This window comes from Ferrigenium sp. UT5, from assembly GCF_045866295.1.
Classification (GTDB): Bacteria; Pseudomonadota; Gammaproteobacteria; order Burkholderiales; family Gallionellaceae; genus Sideroxyarcus.
Genome location: NZ_BAAFRY010000009.1, coordinates 16733 through 30621, shown reverse-complemented (window position 1 = coordinate 30621; position 13889 = coordinate 16733). Strand labels below are relative to the sequence as shown.

Here is a 13889-nt window from a genome sequence, read left to right as displayed (position 1 = left end):
TTTTCGCAAGGGCTTCATGCATGCTGCCGCTGGGTATGCTGGAGGTGTAGTAGATGTTGTTCTTCATTAACTTTCATACAAGGAGGTTGAAATGGTCGCAGCAAAGAAAGCTAAACCCGCAGCAAAGAAGGCAGTAGCCAAGAAACCCGCAGCAAAGAAGGCAGTAGCCAAGAAACCCGCAGCAAAGAAGGCAGTAGCCAAGAAACCGGCTGCCAAGAAGGCCGTTGCGAAGAAACCCGTAGCGAAAAAGGCGGTAGCCAAGAAGCCGGCTGCCAAGAAGGCCGTTGCGAAGAAACCCGTAGCGAAAAAGGCAGTAGCCAAGAAACCGGCTGCCAAGAAGGCTGTTGCGAAGAAACCCGCAGCGAAAAAGGCAGTAGCCAAGAAACCGGCTGCCAAGAAGGCCGTTGCGAAGAAACCCGCAGCGAAAAAGGCAGTAGCCAAGAAACCGGCTGCCAAGAAGGCCGTTGCGAAGAAACCCGTAGCGAAAAAGGCAGTAGCCAAGCCGGCAGTTGTAACCAAGCCGGCTGCAACGCCGACTGCGGTTGCACCTTCGGCTCCGGCGCCTATTCGTCCGGCTGCGACTTGGCCGTTCCCGACTCCTGGGATCAGCAAGCCGAATTAAGCTGGCGAGAGGCTGTGAAAACGGCCCCGATCTCGTCGCAAGCAGGTAGGGGCTGATTCACATCGCTGGGTGGCAGGCAGTTTTTTCAATGCCCGATCAGGGTAAGGTGCTTTGTTCACTCAAAAATATTTGAGCTGGTCATAACGTTTCCGGCTCGACGAGTGGCACACTTTGCCAAAGGAATTGATTCTGGTGCGAAGAGGCCAGAGGTGCTGTCGTCACGAGAGAATTTGTTCCTGGCGTGAAGCCCCCAATTTCCAGATTCTGCCAGCGATCAGACGTTGCCTTTCAGCAATTTCACCGTGTACACGGTGATGGGCAAGGCGCTGTTCTTGTCGAAGGCAATCCCGGTTGCAACACCGGCGCGCGCGATCTCTTCTGCATCGTCGAGAGCGGGATAACGCTGATGCATGGCGCCGAGTGCGAACTCCTGACCGGAGCCGATTGCCCAGTACTGGGTATATTCAAACACTTCGCGCATCGAGTAGATGCCATAGATTCCACTCGCATTCGCAATCAGCGCGGTGATCTGGCTCGATTCATAAGGATCTTCCTCATCCTCCTTTGGGTTCAGAAAACATTCTTCCTTCAGAACGGGATGCAGTTTGCGAAAGGTTTCAAAGATGGCCTCCTTGCTGTCAAGGCGGACGTTGGGAATTTTGGCGAACAGACTGGACAAGACCAAATGATGCGCTGCGCTGCCGCAAACACCGACATAACTTAAGCCAACCTGTAAAATCTTGTCATGCGAGGCATCTTTTTCAGCCGGCAGCCGCGTATTGCCAAACGTGGTGAGTGTGTCAGCGGCGATGGCGACGATGCCGTTCTTTTTCACGGCGACGATGGTGGTCATGCGTAACGCTCCAAATTAATCAGGCCGGATTTTATCATTCATGCTGTATCAGGCTTCGCTTCCCTATCATCCCGATGCTGGCACTTACTATGCTTCCCTGCGCGATTTGCCCTGGGCGGCATGGTTGGATAGCGGCGGGCGCGGACGCTACGATGTGCTGGTTGCACAGCCGGTGGCCACCCTGGTGACGCGAGGTGAAGAAACGGTGATTGCGGAGGGGGCGAAGCACTGGAGCAGTGAGGAAGATCCGTTGCAACTGATACGCGAGCAACTGGGCGCGCTTGCAACACCGATCCCCGAAATCCCGTTTGCCGGAGGTGCACTGGGGTACTGGGGCTACGACCTAGCACGGCGGTACATGCAACTTCCGCAAATCGCGCGAGATACGGAAAAAGTGCCGGAGATGGCGGTGGGAATCTACGATTGGGCAGTCGTTATCGACCACCGCAAATGCACCGCGCGCCTGCTATCCCGCCAGCGCCATGCTCAGACCGCAGGCGTTCTACCACAGATTCTGCAACGACTTCGTGGCGCTGGAGCGAAAACACAGATTGCAAACGAATTCCGGGTGCACGGCGATATCAAGACGAATCTGAATCCGGAAGAATATGGCAGGGCATTCGAGGCCATCCGCAACTATCTGCACGCGGGCGATTGCTATCAGGTCAACCTGGCCCAACGCTACGCTGCCCAGGCAAGCGGCGATGCATTTGCGGCGTATCTTGATCTGCGCCGCAGGAGTCCCGCCCCCTACGCCGCATTCCTTGATTGGCCACAGTTGCAAGTACTGTGTGTTTCACCTGAACTGTTTTTGAAGGTCACGCAGGGCAGCGTGGAGACGCGGCCGATCAAAGGGACGCGCCCGCGCAGCGATGATGCCGCGGAAGACGGCAGTTTGGCACAGCAACTGCGCGAACACGGCAAGGATCAGGCGGAGAATCTGATGATTGTCGATCTTCTCCGCAACGATCTGGGGAAAAACTGCATCACGGGTTCGGTGCATGCCCCCAAACTGTTTGCAGTGGAGAGCTTTTCCAACGTGCATCATCTGGTCAGTACGGTGGCAGGAAAGTTGCGCCCGGACCGGCACGCGCTGGATCTGTTGCGCGATTGTTTTCCCGGCGGGTCGATCACGGGCGCACCCAAGCAGCGCGCGATGGAAATCATTGAACAACTGGAACCGCAGCGACGAGGAATCTACTGCGGCGCCATCGGTTATGTCGGTCACGACGGCTGCATGGAAACCAACATCGCCATCCGCACCCTGGTCTATGCGCGCGACGAAATCCGCGGCTGGGCGGGAGGCGGAATCGTTGCCGATTCGCGCTGCGAAGACGAATATCAGGAAACGAAAGACAAGGCGAGCGCGATGCTGGCACTGCTGCGGCGATTTGGCGGGACACTCGCAGCGTGAATGCGGCCCCTGCAGTGCAGGGCGACTTTACGACCCCGAATTCTTCAGGCGGGTGATGCGGACGACCTCTGGAATCTTGCGGAGATTGCGCATGATTGTCGCCAGGTGGAGACGATTGCTGACCTGAAGGGTGAAATAGGTTGCCGTATATTCGCCTTCACTGCTGAAGTTCACGTTCTCGATATTGGAGTCGGCATCGGCAATGGCAGCGGCGACCTTGGCCAGAACACCGCGCTGGTTGGCGACGACCAGTTTCAGGCTGACCTCGAACAGGCGGGTGATGTTCTTGTCCCAGACGACGTCCAGCCATTGCTCGTTGCCACGACCATGGCGGAGCGTGGGACAGTCGTGGGTGTGCACCACCAGTCCCTGGCCGCTCTTGATGATGCCAATGATGGGGTCGCCGGGAATCGGCCGGCAACACTTGGCAAACTCGACCGCCATGCCTTCGGTGCCCTGGATCGTGACCACGGCGTTGCCCAGCGCATCGCTGGAAATGGTGTCGCCCTGACGGGCGAGTTGTTTGGCAACCACCATATTCAGGCGCCGCCCGAGACCAATATCGGCATAGATGTCCTGACGCGATTTGACGCCGGTTTCGCGCAGCAATTTTTCCCAGTGGGCTTCATCCATGTCTTGCAAACGCAGGCCCATGGCAGTGAGCGCCTGTGCCAGCAGTCGTTCGCCAAGTCGTGCGGACTCGTTGAGGTGCAGGGTGCGCAGCGAATGGCGAATCTCGGCGCGCGCCTTGCTGGTGGCAACGTAGCCCAGCCAGGCGGGGTTGGGGTGCATTTGCACCGCAGTGACAATCTCGACCCGGTCCCCGTTGCGCAACTCCGTGCGCAACGGCACCAATTCATCGTTGACCTTGGCGGCGACACAGCGGTTGCCAATGTCGGTATGCACGGAGTAGGCGAAATCAACCGTGGTCGCGCCGCGCGGCAGCGCGAATATCTTGCCTTTGGGCGAGAAGACATAGACTTCATCGGGGAACAAGTCGATTTTCAGATGTTCGAGGAACTCGGCCGAATCACCGCTCTGCGCCAGACTCCCGAGCAGGCCTTGCAGCCATTGGTGGGTCTTTTGCTGCAAGTCGCTGATCTGGGCATCGGAAGCCTTGTATAACCAATGCGAAGCCACGCCACTTTCCGCCAATTTGTTCATCTCGTGCGTGCGGATCTGAACCTCGATGGGCGTGCCGAAGGGGCCGAACAGCGTGGTGTGCAGGGACTGGTAGCCGTTGGCTTTGGGGATAGCGATGTAATCCTTGAATTTCCCGGGAAAGGGCTTGTACAGACCGTGCAATGCGCCCAGTGCGAGGTAGCAGGATGCAACATCGTCCACCAGAATGCGGAAGCCGTAGATGTCCAGTACTTGCGCAAAGGCCAGGGATTTGGCCTGCATCTTCTGGTAGATGCCGTACAGATGTTTTTCCCTGCCTTTGACTTCCGCCCTGATCTGGTGGGATTCCAGACGCTTGCTGATGGCTTCCAGAATCTTGCTCACGACTTCGCGCCGGTTGCCGCGCGCCACTTTGAGCGCCTTCGACAATACCGCGTAGCGGTTTGGGTGAAGATACTTGAAACTGAGGTCTTGCAGTTCCTGATAGATATTGTTCAGGCCGAGGCGGTTGGCGATGGGGGCATAGATATCCATCGTTTCGCGCGCGATGCGCGCACTCTTCTCGGCGGGAAGCGAATCCAGCGTGCGTGCATTGTGCAGCCGATCGGCGAGCTTGATCAGGATGACGCGCACATCGCGCGCCATGGCCAGCAGCATCTTGCGGAAATTCTCGGCCTGGGCATCTTCCTGGGTTTCGAACTCAAGCTTGTCGATCTTGCTCAGGCCTTCCACCAACTCGGCTACGGTGGCGCCAAAGGGTTCGGCTATTTGTTCGAGGGTGACCGGGGTGTCTTCGACGACATCGTGCAACAGGGCGGCATTGATCGCGTGCACATCCAGATGCAGCGGGGTGAGGATGCGCGCGACGGCGATGGGATGGGTAACGTAGGGAGCGCCCGACTGGCGCAACTGCCCGGCGTGGGCGGCGCGGCTGAACTCAAGGGCCGCCCTGACTTGCGCCACGTCTTCCGGTTTGAGATACGCGGAAACTTCCTGTAGCAGAGCATCGGCATCGGCTTGCGACATGGGCTAACTTTCGCGCGCCAGGTTGCGTTGGGCCGATGCGGGGGTTCAGGCCATGCCGCGATTGAGGATTTCCACGCCGACCTTGCCTTCGCTGATTTCGCGCAAGGCGACCACCGTGGGCTTGTCCTTGCTGATTTCGACCAGGTGACTGGCGCCGTTGGCCAACTGGCGGGCGCGGTAGGCCGCAGCCAGCGTCAGCTCGAAACGGTTCGGAATGTTCGCCATGCAATCTTCTACGGTAATGCGTGCCATGATTTATTTCTCCGGATTCAGAATTTGGTGGATGAGGCTGCGCTGGCGAACCTTCTGTTTTTCGCAGCGCAAACGCGCGGCCAGCACGATGCAACTCAATTCACGCGCCGCCTCATCAAGGTCGGCGTTGATAATAACATAATCAAAATCGGCCAGATGAGAGACGTCCTCCCGTGCTGCCGCCAAGCGGGTGGCGATGATTTCCGGCGCATCCTTGCCGCGTCCCTGCAGGCGTTGCGCAAGGCTTTCCAGCGAGGGCGGCAGGATGAAAATGCACACGCATTCCGGGAACAGTTTGCGCACCTGCGCTGCGCCCTGCCAGTCGATCTCCAGCAGAATATCGCGGTCGCGCGCATTTTCCTGCTCGATCCAGACGCGGGAGGTGCCGTAAAGATTGCCGTACACCTCGGCGCTCTCCAGGAATTCGCCGCGCGCGGACATTGCCTGAAAGTGTTCTCGGCTGACGAAATGGTAATCCTTGCCGTCGATCTCGCCCGCGCGCGGTGGCCGGGTGGTGTAGGACACCGACAGGTCGATCTGTGGGTTGGTCTGGAGCAGGGCGCGGACCAAGCTGGTCTTGCCTGCGCCAGAAGGTGCGCTGATGACGAAAAGGCTGCCCGACATTTTCTCTCCTATTCTATGTTTTGCACTTGCTCGCGCATCTGTTCGATCAGCAGCTTGATTTCCATGGCGCATTGCGAGACCTCGGCATCCACCGACTTCGCCCCGAGGGTATTGGCCTCGCGATGCAATTCCTGCATCAGGAAGTCGAGTCGCTTGCCGACGGTGCCGCCGCGTGCCAGCGTGCGCCGGACCTCGGCCAGATGGGCGGCGAGGCGTGAAAGTTCTTCATCGACGTCGATCTTGCTGGCGTACAGCGTGATCTCCTGGCGCACCCGTTCGTCATCCGCGCTGCCCAGCGCATCCTCCAGGCGGCTGCGCAACTTTGCTTCGTAGGCGGCGATGGCACCCGGAATGCGCGGGGCGACGGTGCTGCGTAGCGTTTCGATCTGCGCGATCCGTTGCTCCAGGAAAGCGGCGAGTTTTTCCCCTTCGCGCTGGCGCGCGGCGGCGAATTCCCGCAACACCCGCTGCAACAAAGCCAGCAGGTCGTCCCGCAGGGTATCGCCGCTGGCGGTCTGGCTTGCCAGGGTGCCGTTCCAGCGCAGCACATCAATGACTGCAATTTCAGCCGCAGCAGGCAGAATTGTGCGTATTTGTGCATTCCATGCGCCCAGCTGACGTACCACATCCAGGTTGAGCTGAGCCGGATGTTGCGCCGACTGGCGCGCGGTGTAGCTGACCCGGCACTCCACTTTGCCGCGGGTGATTTGGGCGCTGATGGCCTCGCGCAGCGCCGGTTCATGGCTGCGCAACTCGTCCGGCAGGCGCATTTGCAGGTCGAGATAGCGATGATTGACCGCACGCAATTCCAGGGTGAGCGAACCGACATCGCGCTCGGTCTCCGCCACGGCATAACCGGTCATGCTGTAAATCATCGAATCTCCATGGGGCTGAAAAACACGGGCTGAACGGCGCGCATTATATTACGATTGCGCCAGTCTTCTCTGGGAACCCGCGGTGCGCACCGCGGCATACGGCAGAAAAAATAAAATAGAATGAAGTTTACCATCCACCAGGCCAATCATATCGGCGCGCGCAAGTACAACCAGGACCGCGCCGGGTATGCCTATACCAACGATGCGTTGTTGCTGTTGCTGGCTGACGGCATGGGCGGTCACCTGCATGGCGAGCTCGCCGCGCAAATGACCATCTACACGTTCATGCGCGCATTCAGCCGGCTGGAAGCGGGGCGCGTGCAAGAGCCCGAGGTATTCCTGCGCGCCACCATGCGCGCCGCGCATGATGCGATCATCGAATACGCGCTGGAACAGAAACTGGGCGGGAATCCCGGCACGACCTGTGTTGCGGCGCTGGTGCAGGATGGCCTGGTCTGGGTCGCCCATGCGGGCGATTCGCGTTTTTACCAGTTGCGGGATGGCAAGGTCGCCAGGGTCAGCCATGATCATTCCGTGGTGCAACAATGGGCCGACTGGGGAGTCATCAGCCCGGAGGAGATGAAGACCCACCCGGACCGCAACAAGATTACCAACTGCCTGGGTGGGGTGGAGGACATGTTCTATGCGGAAGTCTCGCCCAGCGCCGAGGTGCGCGATGGCGATACCCTGTTGCTTTGCAGCGATGGCTTCTGGAGCCCGCTCGATGAAGCGGAGCTGATCAAGCTGCGCACTGCACCCTCCCTGGCGCACGGCGTGAACGAACTCATCGGCGTGGCGGTCCGGCGCGAGGCCGGGCGTGCGGACAATACGACCGTCGTCGCTGCACGCCTGGGCGCGACAGAACTGTCCCATTCCACTGATATTCCGGTTTGTGTGCCGCTGGCGATTGACTAGCGGCGTTATAATCGCGTCCCTTTCGAACCGTCCCGAGATCCCCGTCATGCGCCCCAGCCAGCGTCAGCCAGACCAGCTTCGCCCCATTCGCATCACCCGCCATTACACCAAACACGCCGAAGGATCGGTGCTGATCGAGTGCGGCGACACGAAAGTGATCTGCACCGCCAGCGTCGAAGAGCGAGTGCCGCCGCACAAGAAGGGCAGCGGCGAAGGCTGGGTCACCGCGGAATACGGCATGTTGCCGCGTTCGACCGGCAGCCGCATGTCGCGCGAAGCGGCCAAGGGCAAGCAGTCCGGTCGCACCCAGGAAATTCAGCGCCTGATCGGGCGCAGCCTGCGCGCCGTGGTGGACTTGCAAAAGCTCGGCGAGCGCACGATCCAGCTCGATTGCGACGTGATCCAGGCCGACGGCGGCACCCGTACCGCCAGCATCACCGGGGCCTTCGTCGCGCTGCACGACGCCGTGGGCGTGCTGATGCAAAAAGGACTGGTGAAAGAGAATCCCCTGCGCGATTCCGTCGCCGCGATTTCGGTCGGCATCTTTGAGGGCACCCCGGTACTCGATCTCGATTATCTCGAAGACTCCGCCTGCGATACTGACATGAACGTGGTGATGCTGGGCAGCGGCCATTTCGTCGAAGTACAGGGCACGGCGGAAGGTCATCCTTTTTCGCGCGAGGAGATGGATGCGCTGCTGGAACTGGCGAAGAACGGCATCGCGCAGCTGATCGAAAAACAGCACGCGGCCTTGAATGGCTAAAGCACCCAAGGTTTTGAATGAAGAAACTGGTTATTGCATCAAACAATCCCGGCAAGCTGCGCGAGTTTCAGCAGATGCTGGCGCCGCTCGGCATCGAAGTGCTTACGCAATCGCAGCTGGGCATCGGCGAGGCCGAGGAACCGCACTGCACCTTCGTCGAAAACGCGCTGGCCAAGGCGCGCCATGTCAGCCGCGAGAGCGGATTGCCCGCGCTGGCGGACGACTCCGGCATTTGCGTCGAAGCGCTGGGCGGCGCGCCCGGGGTGCAATCGGCGCGCTACGCGGGCGACAGCCCGAAATCGGATGCGCGCAACAATGAAAAGCTGCTGCGCGAGATGCAGGGCGTGACCGACCGCAGTGCGCACTATTACTGCGTGCTGGTGCTGGTGCGTTCGGCCGACGATCCGCAACCGCTGATCGCCGAGGGCGAATGGCATGGCGAGGTATTCCGGGAGGAACGCGGCGCCGGCGGCTTTGGCTACGATCCGATGTTCTGGCTGCCGCAGTTTGGCAAGACGGCGGCAGAACTGACGCACGAGGAAAAACACGCTATCAGCCATCGCGGCAAGGCGATGAAATCGCTGCTGCAAAAGCTCCGTCCACGCTCCGGCGCATGAGCACCCACCCGCTTCATCCCGTCGGCCTGCATCAGCAGCCCGTTGCTTTCCGGGTGCCGCCGCCGCTTGTTCTCTATATCCATATCCCCTGGTGCGTGCGCAAATGTCCGTATTGCGACTTCAATTCGCACGAAGCACGCGGCACGTTGCCCGAGCGCGAATATATTGATGCGCTGGCGCGCGATCTCGAACTGTCGCTGCCGCAAATATGGGGCCGCAAAATCCATTCGGTGTTTTTTGGCGGCGGCACGCCCAGCCTGCTGAGCGGCGACGGCATCACGGAAGTCCTGCGCCAGGTGCGCATGCTGCTGCCGCTTGAACACAATGCCGAGATCACGCTGGAGGCTAATCCCGGCACGGTCGAGGCGGACAAGTTCGCCGCATTCCGTGATGCAGGCGTGAACCGGCTGTCGCTGGGCATCCAGAGCTTCAACGATGCGCACTTGCGAGCGCTGGGGCGCATCCATACTGCTGACGAAGCCAGACGCGCCATTGATATCGCGCAGCGGCACTTCGATAACGTCAACCTCGATCTGATGTATGCGTTGCCGCAGCAGACGCTGGAGCAGGCGGTGCGGGATGTGCAGAGCGCGCTGCAATTCAAGCCGCAGCACCTTTCCTGTTACCATCTGACGCTGGAGCCGAACACGCTGTTCGCCCGCCAGCCGCCGCAAGTGCCCGACGACGATGCGAGCTTCGAGATGCAGCAGTACATCGAGGAGATGCTGGCCGCGCACGGCTACGAGCACTACGAGACTTCCGCCTTTGCGCAGCCGCAGAAACGGTCGCGCCACAACCTTAATTACTGGCAGTTCGGCGATTACCTCGGCATCGGCGCGGGTGCGCACAGCAAGTTGAGCTTCCACAATCGGGTCATCCGGCAGGCGCGTTACAAGCAGCCGCAGGCCTACATGGAGCATGCTGGAAAAGGCGCTTCAGTGCAGAGCGAACAGCAACTAGGCAAGGACGATCTTGCGTTCGAATTCATGATGAATGCGCTGCGTCTGAACGGCGGCTTCGACGAGGCGCTGTTTCAGGAGCGCACCAGCTTGCCGTTGCTGCTGATCCGGCGCGAACTGGAAGAGGCGGAACGGAAAGGGTTGCTGTCGCGGGGATCTGGGCACATCGCGCCGACCGAGATGGGCCGGCGCTTCCTCAACGATCTGCTACAAATCTTTCTTGCGCCGGAAGACTAGATCCCACACGCCGTGTCCCAGTCGCAAGCCGCGCTGTTCGAACTTGGTCAGCGGGCGGTAGTCGGGGCGAGGCGCGTAATCGGCGGCGGTGTTCGCCAGCAGCGGTTCTTCGCTCAATACACGCAGCACCTGCTCGGCATAGTCCTGCCAATCTGTGGCGGCGTGGAGATAGCCGCCCGGCTTGAGTTTCTGCACCAGCCTTGCGATGAACGGCGCCTGGATCAGGCGGCGCTTGTTGTGGCGCGCCTTGTGCCAAGGGTCCGGGAAGAAGATGTGCACGCCGTCCAGTGAGTTGTCCGCGATCATGTCGCGTAGCACTTCCACGGCGTCGTGCTGCATGATGCGGATATTCTTCAAATTTTCCGAGTCGATCAGCTTGAGCAGATTGCCCACGCCGGGCGTATGCACCTCCAGTGCGAGATAGTCGTTTTCCGGATGAGCCTGGGCGATGGTGGCGGTGCTGTCGCCCATGCCGAAGCCGATCTCGAGGATCTTGGGCGCACTGCGCCCGAAAGTCAGGTCAAGATCGAGCGGACGCGCAATATAAGGAATGCCGTAGCGCGGCAACCAGGTGTCGATGGCGCGCTGTTGCGCGACCGAAACGCGGCCAGCGCGCAGCACGAAGCTACGGATATGCCGCTGGCTGAAGTCTTCGGCCTCGTTCATCATCTGCGCGTCGGGGCGATGATCCCTGTGCTCGGCGAACTGGGGCTGGCGCTGTACAGTTTCTTCGGCATGCGTCCGGCAAGGAAGGCCTCGCGTCCTGCTTCCACGCCTTTCTTCATGGCCGAAGCCATCAGTACCGGATTCTGCGCGCCGGCGATGGCGGTATTCATCAGCACGCCGTCGCAGCCAAGTTCCATGGCGATGGCGGCATCCGAAGCTGTGCCCACGCCGGCATCGACGATTACCGGCACTTTCACACGCTCCATGACAAGTTGCAGGTTCCACGGGTTGAGGATGCCCATGCCGGAGCCGATCAGCGAGGCCAGCGGCATGATGGCGACGCAGCCGATGTCTTCCAGTTGCTTGGCGACGATGGGATCGTCCGAGGTATAGACCATCACCTGAAAACCGTCCGCTACCAGGGTTTTTGCGGCGGCGAGGGTTTCGATCACGTTGGGATACAGCGATTGCGGGTCGCCCAGCACTTCCAGTTTCACCAGGCTGTGCCCGTCCAGCAGTTCGCGCGCCAGCCGCAGGGTGCGCACCGCATCTTCGGCGGTATAGCAACCTGCGGTGTTGGGCAGATAGGTGAACTTGGATGGCGGTACGGAATCGAGCAGGCTGGGTTCATTCGGATTCTGGCCCAGATTGGTGCGGCGGATCGCCACCGTGACGATTTCCGCGCCGCTGGCATCCAGCGCGGCGCGCGTTTCGTCGAAGTCTTTATATTTGCCGGTGCCGACCAGCAGTCGGGAGGAGTAGCTTTTACCTGCGATGATGAGTTTGTCGTTCATGTCCAATTTTCCTGAATTATTTGTGGGCCAGCTTTACCCCAAGGGTGCAAGAACCCCTGCGGGGTAACCCGGCCCACATTGATGAATTGTTAACCGCCGCCGACCGCGACCACGATCTCGAGTTTGTCGCCATCGTTCAGTTGCGCCGTGGCGAAGGTGCTGCGCGGAACGATCTCGCCATTGCGTTCAAGGGCGATGCGCTTGCCGCCATAGCCCATCATCTCGATAAAAGCCGCAACACTGATGGCTTGCGGAAATTGGCGGGGCTCGCCGTTGATGCTGACCGTTATCAATTCGTTTGTCCGTGTTAGAATGCGCGCCGCATTTTACACCAAGCGGGTGTAGCTCAATGGTAGAGCTCTTGCTTCCCAAGCAAGTGACGAGGGTTCGATCCCCTTCACCCGCTCCACCCGTTCATCCCGCACCTTGAGTTTTCCCCCCGCTAACCGGCTAATTTGACCTAGGTCAAATTAAAGCCGGACTTTATTTCCTAGTATCGCCACCGTTTTGACGGACTCTTTCCGAGTGGAATAGTAAGGTATAGGGCCGATTGGAACGAATTCAGGCTTTACTTGTCGCGGCCGCACTGCGACAATTTGCCGCGCTTTAGGAATGGGTAGCAAATAGGGTGCGCCTGACACGACCGATTCCCTGGTTGTGACCGGCGCATTGATTTTAACTTCGCTCTGGGGAGGAGACTACTGTGGAAGCTAATCAAGCGACAGCAGTAAAGTACGATATGGAGGTTGTGCGCTGGTTCACCATCGCCGCCGCCATCTATGCAGTGGTGGGTACGCTGATCGGTGTGTATGTGGCATCGGAACTGGCGTTCCCGTTTTTAAACTTTGACATTCCCGAAATCACCTTCGGTCGTCTGCGTCCGCTGCATACCAATGCGGTGATCTTCGCATTTGGCGGTTCCGTGCTGTTTGGAACCGGTTACTACATCGTGCAACGCACGGGTGCGACCAAGCTGTGGAGCAACGGTCTCGCCTGGGCAACCTTCATCGGCTGGAACCTGATCATCGTTTCCGCCGTCATTACCCTGCCGCTGGGCCTGTCTCAAGGCAAGGAATACGCCGAATTGCCCTGGTGGGTGGATATCGCGATTGCGGTGGTGTGGCTGATGTACGGCTTCAACTACATCATGACCATCGGCATCCGCAAGACCTCGCACATCTACGTGTCGAACTGGTTCACCATGGGCATGATCATCATGATCACCTACCTGCATGTGGTGAACAGCCTGGCCATTCCGGTGGATTGGGCGACTTCCTATTCCATCTTCTCCGGCGTGCAGGATGCCATGGTGCAATGGTGGTGGGGACATAACGCGGTGGGCTTCTACCTGACCGCAGGCTTCCTCGGCATCATGTATTACTTCGTGCCGAAACAGGCACAGCGTCCGGTGTTCTCCTACCGTCTGTCCGTGCTGCACTTCTGGTCGCTGACGTTCGGTTACGTCTGGCTCGGCGCGCACCACCTGCAATACACCGCTTTGCCTGACTGGACCGGTTCGCTGGGCGCTGCGATTTCGCTGGCGATGATCATCCCGTCCTGGGGCGGTGCAATGAACGGCATGATGACCTTGTCCGGGGCTTGGGACAAGTTGCGGACCGACTATGTCCTGCGCTTTCTGGTGGTGTCCCTCGCGTTCTACGCGATGTCCACCTTCGAAGGCCCGGTGATGTCGATCAAGACCGTGAATGCCTTGTCGCACTACACCGACTGGACAGTGGGTCACGTGCACTCCGGCGCGTTGGGCTGGATGGCCATGGTTTCCTTCGGCGCGATGTACCACATGGTCAAAAAACTGTGGGGCGTGGAGAAGATGTACTCCGAGGGTCTGGTGAACGTGCACTTCTGGCTGGCCACCATCGGCACCGTGGTTTATGTCGTGGCGATGTGGGTCTCCGGCATCATGCAGGGCCTGATGTGGCGCGACTATGACGAGTTCGGCACCCTGACCTACACCTTTGTTGAATCGGTTTCCGCGATGCATCCGTACTATGTGATGCGTGCGATCGGCGGCGCGATCTTCAATCTGGGTGCCTGGGTCTGTCTCTACAACACCGTGATGACCGTTCGTACTGCCAGCGCGCTGCGCAGCTCGAACGCAGTCGCGGCTAATGCATAAGGGGAGTGAATAA

General features: G+C 59.6%; 15 protein-coding genes and 1 tRNA gene. 8 read left to right on the top strand and 8 right to left on the bottom strand.

The features are described 5' to 3' along the window. Positions 1-91: 91 nt before the first annotated feature. Positions 92-622 (top strand): histone H1-like DNA-binding protein, encoded by a 531-nt coding sequence (locus ACKTSJ_RS04880; protein WP_407897949.1) that lies wholly within the window; start codon positions 92-94, stop codon positions 620-622. A 274-nt stretch (positions 623-896) separates the two neighbouring features. Here ACKTSJ_RS04880 and ACKTSJ_RS04875 read toward each other — a convergent pair whose 3' ends face one another. Continuing rightward, positions 897-1475 carry an MFS transporter gene (locus tag ACKTSJ_RS04875; RefSeq protein WP_407897948.1) on the bottom strand — a complete coding sequence of 193 codons (579 nt, stop codon included), beginning with the start codon at positions 1473-1475 and terminating at the stop codon, positions 897-899. A gap of 40 nt (positions 1476-1515) precedes the next feature. On the opposite strand from ACKTSJ_RS04875, the gene pabB reads away from it, so the two are divergent. Beyond that, entirely contained in the window at positions 1516-2889 is a 1374-nt protein-coding gene (pabB, locus tag ACKTSJ_RS04870) for an aminodeoxychorismate synthase component I (RefSeq protein ID WP_407897946.1), read from the top strand. A 27-nt stretch (positions 2890-2916) separates the two neighbouring features. On the opposite strand, the gene ACKTSJ_RS04865 is transcribed toward pabB, so the two are convergent. The 4 genes from ACKTSJ_RS04865 to ACKTSJ_RS04850 are packed head-to-tail and all read right to left on the bottom strand — an operon-like array spanning position 2917 to position 6788. Further along, a complete protein-coding gene (locus ACKTSJ_RS04865; RefSeq protein ID WP_407897944.1) occupies positions 2917-5037 on the bottom strand; it encodes a RelA/SpoT family protein in 2121 nt (706 codons plus the stop codon). A gap of 45 nt (positions 5038-5082) precedes the next feature. Beyond that, complete coding sequence (gene rpoZ, locus ACKTSJ_RS04860) at positions 5083-5289, bottom strand: DNA-directed RNA polymerase subunit omega (protein WP_407897942.1); 207 nt, start codon at positions 5287-5289, stop codon at positions 5083-5085. A gap of 3 nt (positions 5290-5292) precedes the next feature. Beyond that, positions 5293-5913 (bottom strand): guanylate kinase, encoded by a 621-nt coding sequence (gmk, locus tag ACKTSJ_RS04855; protein ID WP_407897940.1) that lies wholly within the window; start codon positions 5911-5913, stop codon positions 5293-5295. Positions 5914-5921: 8 nt separating this feature from the next. Then, positions 5922-6788: a YicC/YloC family endoribonuclease gene (locus ACKTSJ_RS04850; protein WP_407897938.1), complete on the bottom strand. Its 867-nt coding sequence runs from the start codon at positions 6786-6788 to the stop codon at positions 5922-5924. Positions 6789-6908: 120 nt separating this feature from the next. Between ACKTSJ_RS04850 and ACKTSJ_RS04845 the strand changes: the two genes are divergently transcribed. From ACKTSJ_RS04845 to hemW, 4 genes are read left to right on the top strand one after another with little or no spacing between them, the layout of a single operon-like run. Beyond that, positions 6909-7703, top strand: a complete 795-nt coding sequence (locus ACKTSJ_RS04845; RefSeq protein ID WP_407897937.1) for a PP2C family protein-serine/threonine phosphatase — start codon at positions 6909-6911, stop codon at positions 7701-7703. A 46-nt stretch (positions 7704-7749) separates the two neighbouring features. Beyond that, a complete protein-coding gene (rph, locus tag ACKTSJ_RS04840; protein WP_407897935.1) occupies positions 7750-8466 on the top strand; it encodes a ribonuclease PH in 717 nt (238 codons plus the stop codon). Between the two features lie 17 nt (positions 8467-8483). Beyond that, positions 8484-9083, top strand: coding sequence for an RdgB/HAM1 family non-canonical purine NTP pyrophosphatase (gene rdgB / locus ACKTSJ_RS04835; protein WP_407897933.1), 600 nt, complete (start codon positions 8484-8486; stop codon positions 9081-9083). Further along, entirely contained in the window at positions 9080-10279 is a 1200-nt protein-coding gene (hemW, locus tag ACKTSJ_RS04830; RefSeq protein ID WP_407897931.1) for a radical SAM family heme chaperone HemW, read from the top strand. The genes rdgB and hemW overlap by 4 nt, the downstream gene beginning before the upstream one ends. On the opposite strand, the gene trmB is transcribed toward hemW, so the two are convergent. From trmB to thiS, 3 genes are all read right to left on the bottom strand, one after another. After that, positions 10250-10945: a tRNA (guanosine(46)-N7)-methyltransferase TrmB gene (gene trmB, locus ACKTSJ_RS04825; protein WP_407897929.1), complete on the bottom strand. Its 696-nt coding sequence runs from the start codon at positions 10943-10945 to the stop codon at positions 10250-10252. The two genes, hemW and trmB, sit on opposite strands and share 30 nt — an antisense overlap. Continuing rightward, positions 10945-11739 (bottom strand): thiazole synthase, encoded by a 795-nt coding sequence (locus tag ACKTSJ_RS04820; RefSeq protein WP_407897927.1) that lies wholly within the window; start codon positions 11737-11739, stop codon positions 10945-10947. Before ACKTSJ_RS04820 ends, trmB begins: the two co-directional genes overlap by 1 nt. Before the next feature lie 89 nt (positions 11740-11828). After that, positions 11829-12032, bottom strand: a complete 204-nt coding sequence (gene thiS / locus ACKTSJ_RS04815) for a sulfur carrier protein ThiS (RefSeq protein WP_407897925.1) — start codon at positions 12030-12032, stop codon at positions 11829-11831. A gap of 42 nt (positions 12033-12074) precedes the next feature. Here thiS and ACKTSJ_RS04810 point away from each other — a divergent pair. After that, positions 12075-12148, top strand: a tRNA-Gly gene (locus ACKTSJ_RS04810). A gap of 294 nt (positions 12149-12442) precedes the next feature. Beyond that, positions 12443-13876: a cytochrome-c oxidase, cbb3-type subunit I gene (gene ccoN, locus ACKTSJ_RS04805; protein ID WP_407897923.1), complete on the top strand. Its 1434-nt coding sequence runs from the start codon at positions 12443-12445 to the stop codon at positions 13874-13876. Positions 13877-13889 lie beyond the last annotated feature (13 nt).